This is a genomic window from Mycobacterium sp. E183, assembly GCF_001667735.1.
Classification (GTDB): Bacteria; Actinomycetota; Actinomycetes; order Mycobacteriales; family Mycobacteriaceae; genus Mycobacterium.
The window spans coordinates 1-19,699 of record NZ_LZJN01000155.1; the positions used below are offsets into that span (position 1 = coordinate 1).

The following is a 19,699-nucleotide window of genomic DNA, read 5'->3' on the forward strand; positions in this document are numbered from 1 at the left end:
GCGGCGCCTCCGCCGCCCACCAGCGCCCAGCGCACCCCCGGCAGCGGTTGCATATCGGGCGCTAACTGCTCGATGGTGAGCTAGCTGACAACCACCAAGAGGTCGCCGCCTTCGACCTGGGCGGTCTGTGAGACGGCGACTCGGGCCACCTTTCCGGCCTTCGGGGTAGTTACGGCTGCCTCCATCTTCATCGCCTCGATCGTCGCGATCGTCTGGCCCGCTTCGACTTCCGCTCCGACGTCGATGGTCACCGTAACGACGCCGGCGAACGGCGCACCGACATGGTCGGGGTTGTCGCGGTCGGCCTTTTCGGCGGCGGGCACATCCGCGGCGATACTGCGGTCACGCACCACGATGGGTCGCAACTGCCCGTTGAGAATGCACATCACGGTACGCATGCCGCGCTCGTCCGCATCGGAAATCGCCTCCAGGCCGATAAGCAGTTCCACGCCGCGCTCGAGCTCGACTCGATGTTCGTCACCCTGGCGAAGCCCGTAGAAGAACTGATTGGCGCTCAGGCGCGACGTGTCACCGTACTGCTCACGATGGTCCTCGAGCTCCTTCGTGGGGCCGGGGAACAGCAGCCGATTCAGCGCCGCCTGCCGCTCGCTGCCCGCCGCTGCCAACGCCCGTTCGTCTGCGCCCGAGAGCTGCTGTTCCGGCTTCGCCGGTCCGCGACCTCGTAACGCCTTGGTGCGCAACGGCTCAGGCCAGCCGCCCGGCGGGTTGCCGAGCTCCCCGCGGAGGAAGCCGATGACCGAGTCGGGGATGTCGTAACGCTCGGGATCGGCGGCGAAATCCCGCGCACTGACACCTGCACCGACCAGCGCCAGGGCGAGGTCCCCGACGACCTTGCTCGACGGGGTCACCTTGACCAGGCGGCCGAGGACGGCGTTAGCCCCCGCATAAGCGTCTTCGACGTCCTCGAAACGGTCACCGAAACCCAACGCGATTGCCTGCTGGCGCAGGTTCGACAGCTGCCCGCCCGGGATCTCGTGCCGGTACACCCGTCCAGTCGGGGCCGGCAGCCCGGACTCGAACGGCGCGTACACCTTTCGCAGCGCCTCCCAATACGGCTCCAAGGCGCAGACGGCATCCAACGATAAGCCCGTGTCGTAGGTGGTGTGTGCCGCGGCGGCCACGATGGAAGATAACGCCGGCTGGCTCGTGGTTCCGGCCAGCGGGGCCGCGGCGCCGTCCACGGCGTCGGCCCCGGCGAGCCAGGCCGCCGCATAGGTGGCCAGCTGCCCGCCCGGGGTGTCGTGGGTGTGCACGTGTACTGGCAGGTCGAATCGCGACTTCAGCGCGGAAACCAGCGTCGTGGCGGCGGGCGCGCGCAACAACCCGGCCATGTCTTTGATCGCCAGCACGTGCGCACCCGTCGACACGATCTCGTCGGCCAGCTTCAGGTAATAGTCAAGGGTGTACAGGCGTTCGGCCGGATCACTGAGATCACCGGTGTAGGACATCGCCACCTCGGCGACGGCGGTGCCCGTCTCACGAACCGCGTCGATCGCCGGGCGCATCGAATCGACGTTGTTCAACGCATCGAAGATCCGGAAGATGTCGATGCCGGTTGCGGTCGCTTCCGACACGAACGCCGTCGTCACGGTGTCCGGATAGGGCGTGTAGCCAACGGTGTTGCGTCCGCGCAGCAACATCTGCAAGCAGATATTGGGCATCGCCTCGCGCAGGGCCGCCAGCCGCTCCCACGGGTCCTCCTTCAGAAACCGCAGCGCGACGTCGTATGTCGCCCCGCCCCAGCATTCGATCGACAACAACTGCGGCAACATTCGTGCGATGTAGGGAGCCACCATGATCAGCCCGCTGGTGCGCACCCGCGTGGCTAGCAGGGACTGGTGCGCATCGCGAAAGGTGGTATCCGTGACGCCGACTGCGCGCGATTCACGCAGCCACGCCGCGAATCGCTCCGGCCCGAGTTCGGCAAGAAGCTGTTTGGATCCCGCCGGGGGGTCTGTCGACAAGTCGATGTCGGGAAGTTTGTCGTGCGGGTACACCGTCGAGGGACGCTCGCCGTGGGGCTTGTTGACCGTGACATCGGCCAGGTAGGTCAGGATCTTGGTGCCGCGATCGGCCGAACTGCGCGCGGTGAGCAGTTGCGGACGTTGTTCAATGAACGACGTGGTGACGCGTCCGGCCTGGAAGTCAGGATCGTCCAGAACCGCCTGCAGGAAAGGAATATTCGTCGAGACACCGCGGATGCGGAACTCCGCGACCGCGCGCCGCGCCCGCCGCACGGCGGTGGCGAAGTCACGCCCTCGACAGGTCAGTTTGATCAGCATCGAATCGAAGTGCGCGCTGATCTCGGCGCCCAGCGTCGTGCCGCCGTCCAGCCGGATTCCCGCCCCGCCCGGGGTGCGGTAGGCGGTGATCCGGCCGGTGTCCGGGCGGAAGCCGTTGGCTGGATCCTCGGTGGTGATGCGGCACTGCAGCGCCGCACCGTGTGGGACGACGGAATCCTGGCTCAAGCCAATCTGTTCCAGGGTTTGTCCGGCAGCGACCCGCAGTTGGGCGGATACCAGGTCAACGTCGGTGATCTCTTCGGTGACGGTGTGCTCCACCTGAATGCGGGGATTCATCTCGATGAAGACGTGGTTGCCCCGTTCGTCGAGCAAGAATTCCACTGTGCCCGCGCATGTGTAGCCGATGCTTCGCGCGAACGCCACCGCGTCGGAACAGATCCGCTCCCGTAGTTCTGGATCCAGATCCGGTGCGGGCGCGATCTCGATGACCTTCTGGTGGCGGCGTTGGACGCTGCAGTCGCGCTCGTAGAGGTGGATGACGTTGCCGTGGGTGTCGGCCAGGATTTGCACCTCGATGTGGCGGGGGTTGGTCACGGCCTGCTCGAGAAACACCGAGGCGTCACCGAAGGCGGACTCGGCCTCACGACTGGCCGACTCGATCGCCTCGGGCAGGGCCGCCGGTTCGGTCACGCGGCGCATCCCCCGACCGCCGCCCCCGGCCACCGCCTTGACGAACAACGGGAACGTCATGGACTCGGCCGCCGCGACCAACTCATCCACCGACGTCGACGGCGCCGACGAGGCCAGGACCGGGAGACCAGCCGCCCGTGCCGACGCGATCGCTCGCGACTTGTTGCCGGTGAGCTCCAGCACCTCCGCGCTAGGGCCGACAAACGTGATGCCCGCGTCCGCGCACGCCGCCGCCAGGTCGGGATTCTCGGACAGGAATCCATAGCCGGGGTAGATCGCGTCGGCTCCGCACCGCAGGGCCGTGGCGACGATGTCGTCGACCGACAGGTAAGCGCGTACCGGGTGCCCTTCCTCGCCGATCTGATACGACTCGTCGGCCTTCAACCGGTGCACGGAGTTGCGGTCCTCGTAGGGATAGACCGCGACGGTGGCCATTTCCAATTCGTAGGCCGCGCGGAAGGCGCGGATCGCGATCTCCCCACGATTGGCGACCAGTACTTTCGCGAACACGTAGTTACGATAGAGCGCGTTGCGGCGATCCGACATATGCGCTGGCCGGACGGATCACGCGTGAAACCGGTCGGCTCGATGATGTCGGTGTGTCTTCTGCTCTGCGGACCACCCGGTGCGGTCGATCCGCACCGCAGCACCGATCTGCCCTATCTGCGCGCGGTCACACCCTGGGTGCCTGTGCAGCACCCGGCCGCGCGAGTCCGCGATCCAGGGTCGGTGCTTCAATGGTGGGATGGGTGACCCCACGCCCCAGGTGGCGATTCTGGACGACTACGCCGGTGCGGCCCTGCGGCTCGCCGACTGGTCGCCCGTGCAAACCCGCTCCCGCATAACCGTTTTCGACCGGCACCTCGGCGAGGAAGAGGCGGCCGACGCGTTGCGGCCCTTCGACGTGATCTGCACCCTGCGTGAGCGGATGGCGCTGCCGCGGACGCTGCTCGAACGGCTGCCGAACCTGAAACTGATCACCATCGTCGGGAGGAGCCTGCCCAACCTGGACCTGGCCGCGGCCACCGAGCGGGGGATCCTCGTGGCCCACACCGACTTCGCCCATCCGCGATTCCGCTCCGTGCACGACGCGACCCCCGAATTCGCCTGGGGATTGCTGATCGCCACGGTGCGGAATCTGGCCGAGGAACATCGCCGCATGCGAGACGGTGCCTGGCAGACCACGACCGGCCTCACCCTGTCCGGCAAGACGCTCGGGCTGCTCGGCCTCGGGCGGGTGGGTAAGCGCATGGCCGAATACGGGCGGGTGTTCGGCATGGAAGTCATTGCGTGGAGCCAGAACCTCACCGCGGATGCCGCCGCGGCCGCTGGTGCACGCCGGGTCGAGAAGGCGGCGCTGTTCGAAGAGTCCGATGTCGTCTCGATCCACGTCGTGCTTTCGGAACGCACGCGGGGGCTGGTCGGCCAGCCCGAATTCGCCCTGATGAAGCCGCACGCGTACCTGATCAACACGTCACGGGGACCGATCGTCGACGAGGCCGCCCTGATGACCGCGCTGGACACCGGGCGGATCGCCGGCGCCGGACTCGACGTCTATGACGTCGAACCGCTGCCGCCCGAGCACCCGTTGCGGCAACTCCCGAACGTCACCCTGTCGCCCCACCTGGGGTACGTCACCCGCGAAATGCTCGGCGCCTTTTACGCCGACACCGTGGAGGCGGTGGTCGCGTGGCTGGACGGGGCGCCGGTGCGGATCGCCAACCCTGGTTGATCAGGTGCGCTTCCGTCTCCAGTACGGGCTCTTGACGGCTTCGAGGGCCTCGGTGACATAACGGTCCAGAGGCCAGGGCCGCCCGGACTGTCGCACCCATCGCTGGAAGCCGAAATCCGCTGCCGCGAAGGCCAGTTGGACCAGCAGCCCGGGGCGAATGTCGACGCCGGGGTTCACGCCCATGCGCTCGGCGATCAGCTTGGCCGCCCGCTCCTTGTCGGCGGGGGTGTGCACAGTGACCTTGCGAAGCCGGTCGGGGGCCACCAGCAGCGCCTCACGCCATTCGTCGGTGTCGGCCTGCTCGAAGGACCGGGTTCGCGTGACGATGGCGTTGATCAACGCGACGTCCGGGGGCTCGCTGGCGGGCCGCTGTTCGAGGAGGTTCACGATCGCGGCGCCACCGTGGCGAACGGGGGCCAGCAGCAGCTCTTCCTTCGTTGGCACGTGCCGGAAGAAGGTGCGCGGCGAAACGCCCGCGGCGGCCGCGATTTCCTCGGTCGTCACGGCGTCGTATCCGCGTTCGACGAACAGCCGGAACGCCGCGCGCCTGATGTCGGCCCGGATCTGTGCGCGCTGCCGATCGCGCAGCGACTGCCCGCTCACCGGAAGCAGCCGATTCCACCGTCGACGTGGATGGTCTGGCCGGTGATGAACGTCGCGTCGGTGCCCAGCAGGAAGGCCACCAGCGCGCCGACGTCGGTGCGGACATCGCCGATGCGCTTCATCGGGACGCGGCTCACCGCCTTCGCATAATCCTTGGGCGCGAACTGTTTCCAGAGCTTGACACCGTCCGACTCGGCGAACGGGCAGATCACGTTGACGCGGATGTTGTCACGTCCCCATTCGAGGGCGGCGACCTTCGACAGGCCCCGGATGGCCTCCTTGGCGGCGGCATACCCGCCCCATCTCGGTTCGCCGCCGGTACCCGTCCCCGAGCCCAGGTTGACGATCGAGCCGCCCCCGGCCGCGACCATCACGGGGTGCACGGCCTGCATCAGCAGGAAGGTCGCCCGCGGCCCGACGTCGTGACCGAGCGCGAAATCCTCGGTGGTGATGTCGACGAACGCCTTGGGTTCGTTGGTGGCGATCGCGTTGTTGACCAGGCCGTGGACGGCGCCGAAGGCGTCGACCGCGGCGGCCACGATGCGTTGGGCGCTGTCCGGGTCGCGCAGGTCGGCGGTCAGCTTCTCGACGGGGCCCATCGAGGAGAGCTCCGCCGTTGTCGTGCCGAGCAACTCGTGCTGAATGTCGACCAGCAGCACCGCGGCGCCGCGTTCCAGCAGGGCGGCGGCGACACCCTTGCCGACGCCCTGGGCGGCGCCGGTGACGACGGCGACGTGGCCCTGCATCGAGGAGGGGTGCGAGTAGGTCATTCGGCCGGCCCCAGCCGCAGCGGTACCCCGCGGTGCATCTCGTAGGTGCTGCGGGCACCGTCGGGGAGTTCGATGAACTCGACCGCCGTCCCATCCGGGTCCTTGACGAAAAACATTCGCACCCCGCCGATTTCGAATGGCTCTTGGTCGGGCGTGTAGCCCGCCGCGGTGACGCGCCGGTGGGTGTCGTCGAGATCGGTCACCGACAGGGAAAAGTTGTGGATGCCGGTGACGCCTCGACGCGCCGGCTTCTGGTCGGGAGGGCCGGCACCCAACGACAGCAATTCGACCATCAGCCCGCCCAGCAGGCCGCCCACCACCCGACCCTCCTGCTTGCGGGTGGCGTGCAGGGCCGCATCGAACGGCTCACCGGAGATGAGGGTTTCGAACACGACCTCCATCCCGAGCAGGTCCCGGTAGAAGGCCAGGGCGCGCTCCATGTCGGTCACACCGACCACGAGGTGACAGAACGAGACGTCGCCGAGGACGCCGGTCATGACGTGGTGAGGCCGGGAGCCGGGCGCCCGGCGAACAGGGGCAGATCGAGGTAGGTCTTGATGCCGGGCTCTGCGGCGCAGACGTCGGGAATGGCATTGACGCAATGGTTGGCCGTGGCCACCACGCCCGGATTCTTCACCAGGCCTTCGGCGATCGTTTCGGGCTGCAGGCCCTTGAAGGTGAGGCTCACGGTCGGATCGCCGGTGATCTCGACCTCGAAGCGTTCGCCGCGCCCGCCGAAATCCCAGCCGGGATCCAGGTTTTCCTCCCCCATCAGCCAGTTGACGGCCGCCGTGATGATGGGTTCGCCGTCGACGAGTGCCTGCCAGCGGAAGCGGCGCGCCGCCACCTTTCCTGTGGTGATCGGGAACGGCGCGTAGTCGATGTCGGCGGTCGCCACGGCGACGTCCTGAATGGTCCGGATGTTCGGGTCGATGCGGAATCCAATGTGATCGGCGATCATTCGCACCGACTGCTTGAAGCCCGCCTCGAGCAGGCCGGCCATCGGGCCCTGCATGGCCTCCTCGGGCGTGCCGCCGAACCCCATGATGTGGCGCACGACATCCGGGGCGTTGTAGGTCCGGATGTCGGAGAACTCCTCGGCGCGGATGTGGGTGACGGCCGAGGAAAGCGAGGACAGCATGAGCGGGAATCGTTCCGTGATGCCCCCGGGGTGGATCCCCGAACCGTGCAGGGTCACTCCGGCGTCGGCCGCGGCTTCGGCGACGGCCCTGTGCCGCGAGTTGTTCGGGTCGGGGTACACCCAACCGACGGGGGTGACCACATTCTTGCCGGACCGCAGGATCGCGATGACTTCGTCGTCGTTGGGCACCAACGGGCTGTACACCACACAGTCTGCATCCAGCGCCAGGATCTCGTCGGCGCTGGACGTGGCGGTGACGCCCAGGTCGTGAGTGCCCAGGATCCGTCCGACGTCGAGGCCGTTCTTCTCGGCGCTGTGTACCCAACAGCCGGCCAGCTCCAGCTCGGGATGATTCAGGACGCAAGCGATGGCCGCCTTGCCGACTCCTCCGGTCGCCCATTGGATGACGCGCAGCTTGGACGGACTACTCATCGCCTGACCTCCGATGCTTTACACGCCGATGACCGAAATGGCACAGTATGACCCGCTGGCAGTGACTGTCAACAATGGCTTCGGGTAGGAAGGCCTGCGCATGAGTGTCCTGGACGGCAAGGTCGCGGTCGTCACCGGAACCAGCCGCGGCGTGGGCGTCGGGATCGCCCACGAACTGCTCCGGGCCGGAGCCACCGTCGTCGGCTGTTCGCGCTCACCCCTCGGCGCCATTCCCGGTGTGGAGCCGGACTGGGCGGACCGGGCCTTCCAGAAGGTGTGCGACCAAGGCGACTACCGCGCGATCGACTCATTCGTCTCCGATGTCGTCGCCGAGCATGGCCGGATCGACATCCTGGTGAACAACGCCGGCGGAACGGTGCCGGCGCCGCACGTCGAGAGCATTCCCGAACTGGTGCAACGCATTCAGGGCGCCCCCGGCAGCGACGACGAGTATGAGCGCACGGCGCTGTTCCACGCGTTCGCGGTCCAGATGAACCTGATCAGCCCGCTGTGGTTCGCCATCCGCGCCTACCGGCAAATGCGCACCCAGGACGGCGTCGGCTGCATCATCAACATCTCCAGCGGGGCAGGGCATCCTGCGGGATCACCGACGCTGGTTTCCTATGGCGCGGCCAAGAGCGGCCTCAACCACCTCACCCGCTCGCTGGCCGAAGAGTGGGGCCCCAAGGTGCGGGTCAACTGCATCGCGCTCGGACCGACGATGACCGAGAACTTCCGGTCCTTCGTGCTGCCCAAGGACGATCCAACGGGCGCAAAGTATTTCGCGGCCGTCCCGCTGCGCCGTGCGGGTGAGCCCGCGGAGGTGGGCAGGGTGTGCGTTTTCCTGGCCGGCGGGGAGGCCGACTTCGTCAACGGCACCACCATCGAGCACGACGGCGGGATGCTGCCGGGCGTGCTGTACGACGCCGGCCTCAAGACCATTACGGATCTGCTCTAATCGTGGCCACGAGCAATCCGCTGGAGCCGACCGCCGAGCAGTTCGCCGCCCTGGCCGCGCGTCCGGCGAATGAACCGGTGGTGATGGTCAACCTGTTGAAGTTCAAGACCCCCGGCGGGGTGGGGGCCTACCAGCGCTACGGCGTGGCGGTGATACCGCACCTGGAGCACGCGGGCGCCGTCGTCCGCTACGCCGGGACAGCACCGACCGTCGTGACCGGCGAGGGCGAACGGCCTTGGTGGGACGCCATTCTCATCGTCGAGTACCCGACTCCGCAGGCGTTCATCGATATGGTGACCGACCCGGGATATCTCCAGGCCCACGAGCACCGTATCGAGGCGCTGGAGCGCGGCGACCTGATCGCGACCTCGACGTGGTCGCTTACGCTCGACTGAGCGGGCCCACGAGACTGCTGAGACCTCAGAGCTTGTAACCGATCGCGCGCAGTAGAGCGTGGCGCTCGGCCACGTCACGATCACCTTCCACCGCGACGGGAGTCTGCCCGTCGATGACGCCGATGATGCCGCGACCGCGCGGAGACACCGCAACGATGACATCGACCGGATTGGCTGTGGCGCAGTAGATCCCGCAGACCTCCGGAACCGCCTTCACCGGATTGAGGACATTCACCGGAAAGCCGTCACGCAGAAAGACCACGAAGCTGTGCCCGGCCGCGATCGCCAGCGCGGTGCGCGTCGCCAGTTCGACCAGGTCGGCGTCGTTGCCGCTGCGGCGAACCAACCGCGGCCCGGAAGCCTCGCAGAAAGCCACTCCGAACCGTAGCGACGGGCTCACCCCGGCCAGCGCCTCGTGCAGGTCTTCGACCGTCTTGATGAAGTGCGCCTGACCGATGATCACGTTGACATCGTCCGGCTTGTCAACGGCCACCACGTCCCACGTCAACGTTGTTGTCGCCACGAACTCATGCTGCCACCCCTGAGGTCCTGCCGGAAGGCGCGTCCGGCGGCAGCGCCCCTCGGCCCAACGGGGGTAGTCGGCGCACGCGACCCAACGGAGGACCAATGGCGGTCGTCGAGGGTCGAAAGACCCGCCCTAACGCCCCCGTTATTCGATAGCGTCGCTCTTCTACGGAACCCTTTCGGTGGGGGATCAGCGATGAAAACCTCGCTCAATTTCGTCGAGTCCAGACGTTCCTCGCGCGTCCCGCTTGACCAGAGCCGTCCCATCCGCGACGAAGCGCACAGTCTCCCCGCCGCAATTACTTTGACGAATTCGACCGGCCAAGGAGTATAGCGATGACCGTCTTGATGACCGGATTTCCCGGCTTTCTCGGCAGTGCATTGCTGCCGGGCATCCTCAAGCGCACCGGCGACTCGGCAATCTGTGTGGTGCAGCCCAAGTTCGGCGCACTGGCGCAGCGACGCGTGGCGGAATTGAGCTCGGCGGAACCCTTCCTCGAGGGGCGGATTCAGCTCGTGGAAGGCGACATCACCCAGCCGGGGCTCGGCATCGCCGCAGATAACCTCAACGAGGTCACCGAGGCGTGGCACCTGGCGGCTGCATACGACCTGGCGGTGCCCCGCGAGGTGGCGGTCCGGGTCAACGTCAACGGCACCCGAAACGTCCTGGGCGCGCTCGAGCACTGTCCCCGGTTGACGCGCTTGCACTACTTCAGCACCTGCTACGTCAGCGGCCGCTACGCCGGCCCGTTCGGCGAGGACGACCTCGAAGTCGGTGCGCCGTTCAACAACCACTACGAAGAGACCAAGCACCTCGCCGAGGCGGACGTGCGCTGGCACATGTCCGCGGGCATGCCCGCGACGATCTATCGGCCCGCGATCGTTGTCGGCGACAGCCATACCGGGCAGACCCAGAAATTCGACGGGCCCTACTTCGTCATGCAGTGGCTGCTGCGACAGCCCCGGTACGCGGTCCTCCCGATGGTGGGCGACCCCGCGACTACGCGCGTCAACGTGGTCCCGCGCGATTTCGTCGTTGACGCGGTCGGATATCTGAGCGGCCTGCCCGGCTCCGAGGGGCGCACCTATCAGCTGGCGGATCCGCGTCCGCTCACGGTCGAGGAGATGACGGATGCGCTGGCCCAGGCGACGGGCCGCGAACTCCTCAAGGTTTCGTTGCCCCTGAGAATGACCAAAGCCGCATTAGCACACGTCCCGGGGCTCTACCGCTTGATGCGAATTCCCCCCGAAGCAGTCGATTACTTCGTCCAACCCACCTTCTACCTGACCGATCATTGCCGGGCTGATCTCGCAGGCAGTGGTATCGAGGCGCCCGCGTTCGGCAGCTATGTCGATCGGCTCGTCGAATACATGCGTCGCCATCCGAACGTCGGCTCGGCCGCGATGTTCTGAAGAGCGCCTTCGTCCCGACGCCAGTCGCGGTCTAATTGGTGGATGGAACTGATGATGCCCACCGACGCGATATTCCTGCTGGGAGAGTCGCGGGAACATCCCATGCACGTCGGCGGCTTGCAATTGTTCGAGCTGCCGAGCGGCGCGGGCAGCGGCTTCGTCCGGGAGCTCTACGACCGTTTGGTGGCGCAGGATGATTTCCAGCCGACATTTCGCAAGCATCCGGCGACGTTCGTCGGCGGCATCGCCAACCTGGGCTGGTCCTACGACAAAGACGTCGACGTGGACTATCACGTCCGGCGTTCGGCGGTACCGTCGCCCGGGCGCATTCGTGAACTGCTCGAGCTGACTTCGCGGTGGCACAGCAGCCTGCTGGATCGTCACCGTCCGCTGTGGGAGACCCACATCATCGAGGGCCTCAAGGATGGCCGGTTCGCCATCTACACCAAGATCCACCACGCCCTGATCGACGGTGTCTCCGCGCAGAAACTCATGCAGCGCGCGCTGTCGACCGACCCCGACGACACCGAGATGCGCGCGCCCTGGAGCTTGCCCAAAAGCAAGCGCAAGAGCAGCCCGGTAAGCCCACTGCGCTCGGCGTTGAGTGCGGCGGGATCCATTGCGGCACTGGCCCCTTCATCGCTTTCGCTGGCGCGGGCGGCGCTGTTCGAGCAGCAGCTGACGTTGCCGTTCGGCGCCCCGCGCACCATGCTGAACGTCAAGATCGGCGGCGCTCGCCGCTGCGCCGCGCAGTCCTGGTCGCTGGACCGGATCAAAAGCGTCAAGAAGGCCGCCGGTGTGACGGTCAACGACGTCGTTTTGGCGATGTGTTCGGGCGCGCTGCGCTACTACCTGCTCGAGCAGAACGCGCTACCGGACACGCCGCTGATCGCGATGGTCCCGGTGAGCCTTCGCACCGAAGACGAGGCCGACGCAGGGGGCAACCTCGTCGGCGCCATCCTGTGCAACCTGGCCACCGACAGCGACGACCCCGCACAACGACTGCAGACCATCAGCGAGTCCATGCGGAGCAACAAGCAGGTGTTCTCGCAGCTGCCTCGGTTCCAGGCGCTGGCGCTGTCCGCGGCCAACACCTCCGCCCTGGCGTTGGCGGCGGTCCCGGGCTGGGTGGCGTCGACGTCGCCACCGTTCAACATCATCATTTCGAACGTCCCGGGGCCTACCCAGCCGATCTACTACGGGGGCGCCCGGCTCGACGGCAACTATCCCCTGTCCATCGCGCTGGACGGGCAGGCGCTGAACATCACGCTGGCCAACAACGCCGGCAACCTGGACTTCGGCCTGGTGGGATGCCGGCGCAGCGTCCCACACCTGCAGCGCTTGCTCGCGCATTTGGAGTCCTCCCTCAAAGACCTGGAACGCGCCGCCGGAGCCTGATCCGCCGATGCCGAAGTTCAGTGCGGGCGTGCTGTTGTACCGGACCCGCGTCGGCGTCGCCGAGGTCCTGATCGCGCACCCGGGCGGCCCCTTCTGGGCGCGAAAGGACAACGGCGCCTGGTCGATTCCCAAAGGGGAGTACGCCGATGGCGAGGATCCCTGGGCCGCCGCGCAACGCGAGTTCGCCGAGGAGCTCGGGCTTCCGGTGCCGTTCGGGGCCCGGCTGGACCTCGGCCAGCTGAAACAATCCGGTGGCAAGGTGGTCACCGCCTTCGCCGTCGGCGCCGACCTCGACGTGACCGAGGCGCGCAGCAACACCTTCGAACTGGAGTGGCCGAAGGGGTCGGGCAGGCTGCGCGAGTTCCCGGAAGTCGATCGGGTGGGCTGGTTTTCGGTGGCGCAGGCGCGCGTCAAGCTGCTGAAAGGGCAGCTCGCCTTCCTGGACCGGCTGATGGCGGATCCGCATCTGGCGGGATTACGCGAAGGCGCGTGACATGCGTGGAAATCGACAGGGCCCAACGACGGGCACAATGGCCGCATGACGACCGCACCGACCGAATCCCAGGGGCTGCTGCTGCAGCTGCTGGATCCGGCCAACCGGCCCGACCCGTATCGACTCTGTGCGCGGTTTCGCGACGGCGGAGCGCTGCAGTTGCCGGAGGCCAACCTGGCGGTGTTCTCCAGCTACCGCGATTGCGACGAGGTGTTGCGGCACCCCTTGTCAAGCAGCGACAACGTCAACTCGACGGTCGCCAAGCGGCAGGCCGAGGCCGGCACGGCCCCCCAGAGGCAGGGGCCGCCGGGGTTTTTGTTTCTCGATCCGCCCGATCACACGCGGCTGCGCAGGCTGGTCAGCAAGGCGTTTGCGCCGAAGGTGGTGAGCGCGCTGGAGCCCGACATTCGGTCGCTGGTCGACGGAATGCTCGATCGAATCGCGGAAAAGGGACGCTTTGACGTTGTCGAGGAGTACGCCTATCCGCTGCCGGTGGCGGTGATCTGCCGGCTGCTCGGCGTGCCGCTCGACGACGAGCCACAGTTCAGCCGGGCGTCGGCGTTGCTGGCCCAGGCACTGGACCCGTTTTCGACAATCACCGGCGTGCCACCGGACGTCGCGAACGAGCGGCAACAGGCCGGGGCGTGGCTGCGCGCATACTTTCACGACCTGATCGAGCGCCGTCGTTCACAACCCGGTGCCGACCTGCTGTCGGGTCTGATCGCGGTGGAGGAGTCCGGAGACCAACTGACCGAGGACGAGATCGTCGCGACCTGCAATCTCCTGTTGATCGCCGGACACGAGACCACGGTGAACCTCATCGGAAACGCCGTGTTGGCAATGCTGCGGAGTTCCATCGAGTGGACCGCTCTGGGCGCCGACCCATACCGAGCGTCGGCGATCGTGGAAGAAACCCTGCGTTACGACCCGCCGGTGCAACTGGTCGGCCGAATTGCCCTCGCCGACATGGCCATTGGCGGCTTAGAGGTGCCCGCGGGCGATGTCATGATGTTGTTGATCGCCGCCGCCCACCGCGACCCGGCGGAGTTCGACCGGCCCGACACCTTCGATCCGGACCGGACGCCCCTGCGGCACTTGGGCTTTGGTCGGGGAGCCCACTACTGCCTGGGAGCACCTCTGGCCCGGCTGGAAGCAGGCGTGGCGCTATCGGCTATTACGGCGCGATTCCCCAACGCAGGGCTGGACAGCGAGCCGGAGTATAAGGCCAACGTCACGCTGCGGGGATTGTCACGGCTCATGGTCACGGTCTGACCGCCGCGTCGCGCGCGAACCCAGGGCAAGTCATCGTGGCCGCACCTCGACCAAAACCGGATTATCGCGCGGCGGCATATCAATAGTCCTAAACTCCCCTGGTCAGCCGTATCACGACGCAGTCAAGCAGGTAACGGACATGACCAAAGAGAACGAAAAGGGCGACAGCACTTCCGGTCCCGGAAAGGGAGGCGGAAATGGATCAAACGGACCGGGTCCTCGTCTGGTTCCGATCACGCTCGCCGTCTACCGTGATTTGCGTGTCGGCATGGTGGTCATCATGGTGATGCTCGCCGCGGCCGTGATAATCGAAAGGCTTTCGGCCACGTGCTGGCAATTCGCCATCAGCGCTTACTATTACACCTCCGCGCACAGCATCGTCATCGCCGCGCTTCTGGCGCTCGGCGCCCTTTTCATCATGTACAAGGGAAGCAGCGACACCGAGGACGCTCTGTTGAGCTTGGCCGGGGTCTCCGCATTGATAGCAGCGATCGTGCCCCAAGGTCGGCCCTCGTCACTGTGCGGACGGGCTGACCTGCCGCCCGAATACAACGTCGACGCCGTCACTCGGCCCAACGTCTGGGCGGTGGTCATCGGACTGCTTTTGGGTTGGGGCATTGTTTTGTGGCAATCCCCGCGCAACCGCACCGAGCGGACAAGAAGCCCGGGCGGCGTACTGGCGCTGGGTTTGTTCTGGCTGACCATGGTGGTCGGCCTGCTCACCTTCATCTTCGATCACAAGTTTTTCTTGGCGCAGGCGCACGGCGCAGCCGGGTTCCTGCTCCTGTCGACATTCATCGCCACCGTGTTCTGCACCGGATACCTCGTCAAGCGAGAAGACGAGTCGAAATCATCCCATCACCGTGCCTACCGGCGGTTCTACCGAGGTATGGCGGTGGTGATGCTCGTGACGTTGATCGCAATCGTCACAGCACATCTCGTGCACCGCGGCTGGGAATTATGGGTGTTGCTGGTCGAGGCACTCCTGATCATCGAGTTCGCCATCTACTGGGTCGTGCAAACCATCGAGCTGTGGGACAGACCCGACCGAAGGGAGCGCCTGCCCGACGATGCCCAGCGGCGGATCGCCGACGCGAGGGCGAAAGGTGGTGGACTGGAGGGATTCAAGTCCGGGCTCGCCGATGTGACGAAGCCAGATGGGCCAGACCGGTTGCTGCCCTTCCTCTGACGGGCCGACCGCACAGCGGAGGTGCCGGCCGCCGTCCGGCGCTGGGGCACTTGGGCTTTGGTCGGGGCCGGTCTGCACTGCCCGGGCGCCCCCAAGGCCAGCCGGAAACCCAGGGCGGCCGATCGGCGATAGCGGTGCTCTGCCCCAACTCCAGGCCGACAGCGGGCCGGAAGCACCGACCGCCGTCGCGCTGCGGGGATCGTCGCGGCTCGCGGCGGCGGGAAAGCTCAGCCGCGCTCCCACGGCGGGCTCTCGCCCATCTTCTTGTAGTACTTGGCCAGGTGGCTCTTGACCCGGTCCACGTCCGTCTTCGGCAGGTCGATACCGCCGCGTGCACCGTCCATGATGGCGCCCGCTGCCATCACCCCGCGCGGCACCGCCTGGAGATCGCCACCCACGACATCGGCGATCAGCAACTTGTACGCCGTGAAGTTGTCCTTCTTCCCGTTGTCGTACCAGACATGGGCGTCGCGATACTTCTGGTTCGGCGCGTCTTCGGCTGCGGCCCACTTGCGCACCCGTTTCTCGGCCGCGTCACCGTCCCATTTGCGGTCGCGGTCGGCCAAGGGCAGATCCTGAAACGCTGTCACTGACATGTAGGTGCGCGTGCCCGCCCCGGCGGCCGTTAAACGTCCCACCTTGATTGGCCCGCCGAGCCGGCGGATAAGCGGTAGCGTCATTGGTGCTGGCTGTGCTGTCGGTGGTGTTTGCGCGACGCACCAGCGGCGATGTGAACGGGAGACCACCATGAAGCACTGCATCGTCGGAGGACTGGCCGCCGTGCTGACGGCCGGAGGTTTGATCGCCGTGGCGCCGCCGGCCAGCGCCGGCTGCCAGTACGGAGGATCGTTCCTCAGCAAATGCGATGGACCCGTCCAGCCAGATGGCACCTGGCAGCGTTGCGTGGGATTCACGCACCTGATCTGGAACGGCGCCAGCTCCTACCTGGTGCCGGATAAGCGCTGCGATCTGATGGGGCCTGACCAACACCCTGGAGATCTGGCCTTCGCCGACCCGCCGACGCACATCGACGGCTGAACCCAAAAGGCGGCGGATCGGCGTCAGCTAGCCAGACCCCAGGCCAGGCACGATGTCCCCGAGGCTGAAGGTGACCGGCTGTTCGAGTTGTTCGTAGGTGCACGAGCGCGGTTCCCGATCCGGACGCCACCGGTTGAACTGTGCGGTGTGCCGAAAGCGCCGGCCTTCCATGTGGTCGTAGCGGACCTCGACCACGCGTTCCGGCCGCAGCGGCACGAACGAAAGATCCTTGCCGGCGTTCCAGCGGGAGAATTCGTTCTTGCGCGGCGTTCGTTCGCCGGCCTCGTGGGCGGCCCAGTTCCACGGGTGACCGTCGAAATCGGTGACGAGCGGCTGCAATTCGGTGAATAGGCGTCGCCGCTCAGCCATCGGGAACGCGCCGATCACACCGACGGAGGCGAGCTGACCATCGTCCTGGTAGAGCCCGAGCAGCAGCGATCCGATCGCATCGCCGCCCGACTTGTGCACGCGATACCCGGCGACGACGCAATCGGCGGTGCGCTCGTGCTTGATCTTGAACATGACGCGCTTGTCGGGCTGATAGGTCACGGTCAGTGGCTTGGCGACGACACCGTCGAGGCCGGCCCCCTCGAATTCATCGAACCAACGCTGCGCGAGCTCGATGTCAGTGGTGGCCGGCGTGACATGGATCGACGGGCCCGAGCCCGCCAACGCGTCGACGAGGGCGGCGCGCCGCTCGGCAAACGGTCGCCGCGTGTAATCGTCGTCCCCCAGGGCGAGTAAGTCGAACGCGATGAACGACGCGGGCGTCGCCTCGGCAAGCATGCGCACCCGCGAATCCGCCGGATGGATCCGTTGTTGTAGCGCCTCGAAATCCAGGCCGTGCTCCGTGGCGATGACGATCTCACCGTCGATAACGCAGCGCTGGGGCAGCTCAGCACGCACCGCGGCCACCAGCTCGGGAAAATAGCGCGTCATCGGCCGCTCGTTGCGACTGCCCAGCTCCACTTCGTCGCGGTCACGGAAACAGATGGACCTGAATCCGTCCCATTTGGGTTCGTACGACGCATCCGGCGGGATCGATCGCACCGACTTGGCCAGCATTGGCGACACCGGGGGCATGACGGGTAAGTCCATAGGCCGATTGTGCTGGAATCGTTGGTATGGCTGCTGCAGAAGAGCTCGACGTCGACGGTGTCGCGGTGCGCCTGACCAATCCGGACAAGGTCTACTTCCCCAAGCTGGGCACCAAAGGCACCAAGCGGCGGCTCGTCGAGTACTACAGGGCCGTGGCGGGCGGCCCGATGCTGGACGCGCTCCGCGACCGGCCCACCCACCTGCAGCGCTTCCCGGACGGCATCGATGGCGAGGAGATCTACCAGAAGCGGATTCCGCAGCACCACCCCGACTACCTGCAGACCTGCCGGGTGACGTTCCCGTCCGGACGCACCGCCGACGCGCTGAGGGTGACCCACCCCTCGGCGATCGTGTGGGCGGCACAGATGGGCACCGTCACATTGCACCCGTGGCAGGTACGCTGCCCGGACACCGACCATCCCGACGAGTTGCGCATCGACCTCGACCCGCAACCCGGAGTCGCGTTCGAGCAGGCGCGGACGGTCGCGGTCGACGTGTTGCGGCCCCTGCTCGATGAGCTCGGTTTGGTCGGGTACCCCAAGACGTCCGGCGGCCGCGGCATTCACGTCTTTCTGCGGATCGCCACGGACTGGGATTTCGTCGAGGTGCGCCGAGCGGGGATCGCCCTGGCCCGTGAGGTGGAACGCCGCGCGCCCGAGGCCGTCACCACGTCGTGGTGGAAAGAAGAACGGGGCGAGCGCATCTTCATCGATTTCAACCAGAACGCTCGGGATCGAACCATGGCCTCCGCGTATTCGGTGCGGCGCACCCCGATAGCGACGGTGTCGACGCCGATGACGTGGGAAGAGCTGGCCGGCGCGGAACCGGACGACTACACGATGGCGACGGTTCCCGATCTGGTGAAGGACCGCCAGGACCCTTGGGCTGCAATGGATGACGTGGCGCAGTCGATCGCGCCCCTGCTCGAGATGGCCGACGCCGACGAAGATCGCGGCCTTGGGGACATGCCCTATCCGCCGAACTACCCCAAGATGCCCGGGGAGCCCAAACGTGTTCAGCCCAGCCGGGATACGGACTTGAAGAAAGACAACAAGTCGAAGTGACCTCGCTCGTGGAGCACTCCCATGCGATTTGTCACAGTGACGGCTGGGTGGTCCAAGCTCGTCCCAGCGCAGCTGGGTCTCTGGTCTTGGAACCTCTGCGAATTCAAGGCAGCCCGAATCGACTTGATGTGCAACAGTGCAAAACCGCCGTATGACTAAGCGCGCCGGTACGCGCTGACTGGCACGCCGATAGGCCCAAAAGTATTGCTTGCCAACTAAAGCGTGCCAGTCAGCGCGAAGACCACCTACGGTGTGCAGGTAATTCCGGTGGCCCCACCGCTACACGAGAAGGTAGGCAGCGTGCATCCGGAGCTCGTTAATGCGGTGGCGGCCAGTACCAAGCCGAGAACAACCTTGTACTTCAAACGAGACATAACCACTCCGTTCGTTGAGAAGAAATGCTTCGCCCGAGGAGGGTTATTCTACGTGAGCGAAATGCGGAACGCTATGGCGTTCAACATATTTGCGCTCATTTAAGTCCTCCTGTTGACGGCAGTGGATGGCCGCCTGTAAAACTTCCGACGCGCCTAGGCTGGATTATGTTGTGCCACAGCACCATAAGAAAGAACGCCGTGGCGCATTCAATGCCGACCAGATCGCAGTAGATCCCTCGCTGGAGGGGCCAGCTATTCAGCGCCGAAGGGTTTTGGTCATGACGACGCGCCTGATGTCGGACCTACGCTAGGGCGGCGGCTCGATTGACGCGATGCGTTCTCGCCAAAAGTGGGTGCGCGCCTGATGATCGTCCGCGACCGTCATGAAATCGCCTGAGCCGCGAGCGGTTTCATCTCCGTTGCGCCGCGAGGGCTGGGACGCGCTGACTGGCACGCTCGATACCGCTAATGATGCACTCGATAGGCCCATGGATGGCTCGTACCGAGTAGAGCGTGCCAGTAGCGCAACCCCCCGACGGTTGTCGGGCAGCTTTACGGCGTGCAGGTTAGTCCGGGGCCGCAATCAATGGTCACCGGAAACGTGCATCCGGAGGCTGCGGTAGCCGTGAAGGCCAGGACCAGGCCGAGAATAACCTTGTACTTCCAACGAGACATGAACCACTCCATCCCCTGAGGAGAAATGTTACGCCCGAGGAGGGTTATATTACGTGAGTGCAATGCGGAATGCTATGGCATTCACTAAATTTGCGGCGATCTACGTCAGCTGATTGAAGGGGGTCACGGGCCGCCGCCGAGCGGCGTCCTGGCGTGGGTTAATGCGTCGCCGGCG

At 66.1% G+C, this 19,699-nt stretch carries 18 protein-coding genes; 10 read left to right on the plus strand and 8 right to left on the minus strand.

Annotation, left to right across the window (positions count from 1 at the left end):
* Positions 1-80: 80 nt before the first annotated feature.
* The gene (locus tag A5691_RS17690; protein WP_068018894.1) at positions 81-3,464 is read right to left on the minus strand and encodes a pyruvate carboxylase; all 3,384 of its coding nucleotides are present in this window, start codon (positions 3,462-3,464) and stop codon (positions 81-83) included.
* Positions 3,465-3,699: 235 nt separating this feature from the next.
* On the opposite strand from A5691_RS17690, the gene A5691_RS17695 reads away from it, so the two are divergent.
* Complete coding sequence (locus tag A5691_RS17695; RefSeq protein WP_067747163.1) at positions 3,700-4,686, plus strand: D-2-hydroxyacid dehydrogenase family protein; 987 nt, start codon at positions 3,700-3,702, stop codon at positions 4,684-4,686.
* Here A5691_RS17695 and A5691_RS17700 read toward each other — a convergent pair whose 3' ends face one another.
* Genes A5691_RS17700 through A5691_RS17715 form a run of 4 tightly spaced genes read right to left on the minus strand, consistent with a single transcriptional unit; the run spans position 4,687 to position 7,632 of the window.
* Positions 4,687-5,289: a TetR/AcrR family transcriptional regulator gene (locus A5691_RS17700; RefSeq protein WP_067747168.1), complete on the minus strand. Its 603-nt coding sequence runs from the start codon at positions 5,287-5,289 to the stop codon at positions 4,687-4,689. It lies immediately after the preceding gene.
* Positions 5,286-6,059: an SDR family NAD(P)-dependent oxidoreductase gene (locus tag A5691_RS17705; RefSeq protein ID WP_068018844.1), complete on the minus strand. Its 774-nt coding sequence runs from the start codon at positions 6,057-6,059 to the stop codon at positions 5,286-5,288. The genes A5691_RS17700 and A5691_RS17705 overlap by 4 nt, the downstream gene beginning before the upstream one ends.
* On the minus strand, positions 6,056-6,556 hold the full coding sequence (locus A5691_RS17710; protein ID WP_068018847.1) for a VOC family protein: 501 nt from the start codon (positions 6,554-6,556) through the stop codon (positions 6,056-6,058). The genes A5691_RS17705 and A5691_RS17710 overlap by 4 nt, the downstream gene beginning before the upstream one ends.
* The gene (locus A5691_RS17715) at positions 6,553-7,632 is read right to left on the minus strand and encodes a dihydrodipicolinate reductase (protein ID WP_068018850.1); all 1,080 of its coding nucleotides are present in this window, start codon (positions 7,630-7,632) and stop codon (positions 6,553-6,555) included. The genes A5691_RS17710 and A5691_RS17715 overlap by 4 nt, the downstream gene beginning before the upstream one ends.
* 100 nt (positions 7,633-7,732) lie before the next feature.
* Between A5691_RS17715 and A5691_RS17720 the strand changes: the two genes are divergently transcribed.
* Together A5691_RS17720 and A5691_RS17725 are read left to right on the plus strand one after the other, a co-directional pair.
* Entirely contained in the window at positions 7,733-8,590 is an 858-nt protein-coding gene (locus A5691_RS17720; RefSeq protein WP_067747177.1) for an SDR family NAD(P)-dependent oxidoreductase, read from the plus strand.
* A gap of 2 nt (positions 8,591-8,592) precedes the next feature.
* Entirely contained in the window at positions 8,593-8,985 is a 393-nt protein-coding gene (locus A5691_RS17725; protein WP_231981040.1) for a DUF1330 domain-containing protein, read from the plus strand.
* Between the two features lie 25 nt (positions 8,986-9,010).
* Here A5691_RS17725 and A5691_RS17730 read toward each other — a convergent pair whose 3' ends face one another.
* On the minus strand, positions 9,011-9,508 hold the full coding sequence (locus A5691_RS17730) for an adenosine-specific kinase (RefSeq protein WP_067747180.1): 498 nt from the start codon (positions 9,506-9,508) through the stop codon (positions 9,011-9,013).
* 338 nt (positions 9,509-9,846) lie between these two features.
* Here A5691_RS17730 and A5691_RS17735 point away from each other — a divergent pair, with 338 nt between their 5' ends.
* From A5691_RS17735 to A5691_RS17755, 5 genes are all read left to right on the plus strand, one after another.
* Positions 9,847-10,923, plus strand: a complete 1,077-nt coding sequence (locus tag A5691_RS17735; RefSeq protein ID WP_067747182.1) for an SDR family oxidoreductase — start codon at positions 9,847-9,849, stop codon at positions 10,921-10,923.
* Between the two features lie 42 nt (positions 10,924-10,965).
* Entirely contained in the window at positions 10,966-12,321 is a 1,356-nt protein-coding gene (locus A5691_RS17740; protein WP_067747184.1) for a wax ester/triacylglycerol synthase family O-acyltransferase, read from the plus strand.
* 7 nt (positions 12,322-12,328) lie between these two features.
* Positions 12,329-12,814 carry an NUDIX domain-containing protein gene (locus A5691_RS17745; protein ID WP_068018853.1) on the plus strand — a complete coding sequence of 162 codons (486 nt, stop codon included), beginning with the start codon at positions 12,329-12,331 and terminating at the stop codon, positions 12,812-12,814.
* A 45-nt stretch (positions 12,815-12,859) separates the two neighbouring features.
* Positions 12,860-14,086, plus strand: a complete 1,227-nt coding sequence (locus tag A5691_RS17750) for a cytochrome P450 (protein ID WP_068018856.1) — start codon at positions 12,860-12,862, stop codon at positions 14,084-14,086.
* A 139-nt stretch (positions 14,087-14,225) separates the two neighbouring features.
* Positions 14,226-15,275 (plus strand): hypothetical protein, encoded by a 1,050-nt coding sequence (locus A5691_RS17755; RefSeq protein WP_156675726.1) that lies wholly within the window; start codon positions 14,226-14,228, stop codon positions 15,273-15,275.
* 227 nt (positions 15,276-15,502) lie between these two features.
* Here the strand turns inward: A5691_RS17755 and A5691_RS17760 are convergent, their stop codons facing one another.
* The gene (locus A5691_RS17760) at positions 15,503-15,871 is read right to left on the minus strand and encodes a hypothetical protein (protein WP_067747243.1); all 369 of its coding nucleotides are present in this window, start codon (positions 15,869-15,871) and stop codon (positions 15,503-15,505) included.
* 151 nt (positions 15,872-16,022) lie between these two features.
* Between A5691_RS17760 and A5691_RS17765 the strand changes: the two genes are divergently transcribed.
* A complete protein-coding gene (locus tag A5691_RS17765; RefSeq protein WP_068018862.1) occupies positions 16,023-16,313 on the plus strand; it encodes a hypothetical protein in 291 nt (96 codons plus the stop codon).
* 27 nt (positions 16,314-16,340) lie between these two features.
* Here the strand turns inward: A5691_RS17765 and A5691_RS17770 are convergent, their stop codons facing one another.
* Entirely contained in the window at positions 16,341-17,411 is a 1,071-nt protein-coding gene (locus A5691_RS17770; RefSeq protein ID WP_067747193.1) for an ATP-dependent DNA ligase, read from the minus strand.
* A gap of 26 nt (positions 17,412-17,437) precedes the next feature.
* On the opposite strand from A5691_RS17770, the gene ligD reads away from it, so the two are divergent.
* Positions 17,438-18,475, plus strand: coding sequence for a non-homologous end-joining DNA ligase (ligD, locus tag A5691_RS17775; RefSeq protein ID WP_067747197.1), 1,038 nt, complete (start codon positions 17,438-17,440; stop codon positions 18,473-18,475).
* Positions 18,476-19,699: the final 1,224 nt, after the last annotated feature.

What these genes read in the sequence shown, in the direction of transcription:
- A5691_RS17755 (WP_156675726.1), top strand. Translation starts at nt 14,226, where the DNA reads ATGACCAAAGAGAACGAAAAGGGCGACAGCACTTCCGGTCCCGGAAAG.
- A5691_RS17740 (WP_067747184.1), top strand. Translation starts at nt 10,966, where the DNA reads ATGGAACTGATGATGCCCACCGACGCGATATTCCTGCTGGGAGAGTCG.
- A5691_RS17705 (WP_068018844.1), bottom strand. Translation starts at nt 6,059, where the DNA reads ATGACCTACTCGCACCCCTCCTCGATGCAGGGCCACGTCGCCGTCGTC.
- A5691_RS17750 (WP_068018856.1), top strand. Translation starts at nt 12,860, where the DNA reads ATGACGACCGCACCGACCGAATCCCAGGGGCTGCTGCTGCAGCTGCTG.
- A5691_RS17720 (WP_067747177.1), top strand. Translation starts at nt 7,733, where the DNA reads ATGAGTGTCCTGGACGGCAAGGTCGCGGTCGTCACCGGAACCAGCCGC.
- A5691_RS17715 (WP_068018850.1), bottom strand. Translation starts at nt 7,632, where the DNA reads ATGAGTAGTCCGTCCAAGCTGCGCGTCATCCAATGGGCGACCGGAGGA.
- A5691_RS17765 (WP_068018862.1), top strand. Translation starts at nt 16,023, where the DNA reads ATGAAGCACTGCATCGTCGGAGGACTGGCCGCCGTGCTGACGGCCGGA.
- A5691_RS17745 (WP_068018853.1), top strand. Translation starts at nt 12,329, where the DNA reads ATGCCGAAGTTCAGTGCGGGCGTGCTGTTGTACCGGACCCGCGTCGGC.
- A5691_RS17735 (WP_067747182.1), top strand. Translation starts at nt 9,847, where the DNA reads ATGACCGTCTTGATGACCGGATTTCCCGGCTTTCTCGGCAGTGCATTG.
- A5691_RS17760 (WP_067747243.1), bottom strand. Translation starts at nt 15,871, where the DNA reads ATGTCAGTGACAGCGTTTCAGGATCTGCCCTTGGCCGACCGCGACCGC.
- A5691_RS17695 (WP_067747163.1), top strand. Translation starts at nt 3,700, where the DNA reads ATGGGTGACCCCACGCCCCAGGTGGCGATTCTGGACGACTACGCCGGT.
- A5691_RS17710 (WP_068018847.1), bottom strand. Translation starts at nt 6,556, where the DNA reads ATGACCGGCGTCCTCGGCGACGTCTCGTTCTGTCACCTCGTGGTCGGT.
- ligD (WP_067747197.1), top strand. Translation starts at nt 17,438, where the DNA reads ATGGCTGCTGCAGAAGAGCTCGACGTCGACGGTGTCGCGGTGCGCCTG.
- A5691_RS17770 (WP_067747193.1), bottom strand. Translation starts at nt 17,411, where the DNA reads ATGGACTTACCCGTCATGCCCCCGGTGTCGCCAATGCTGGCCAAGTCG.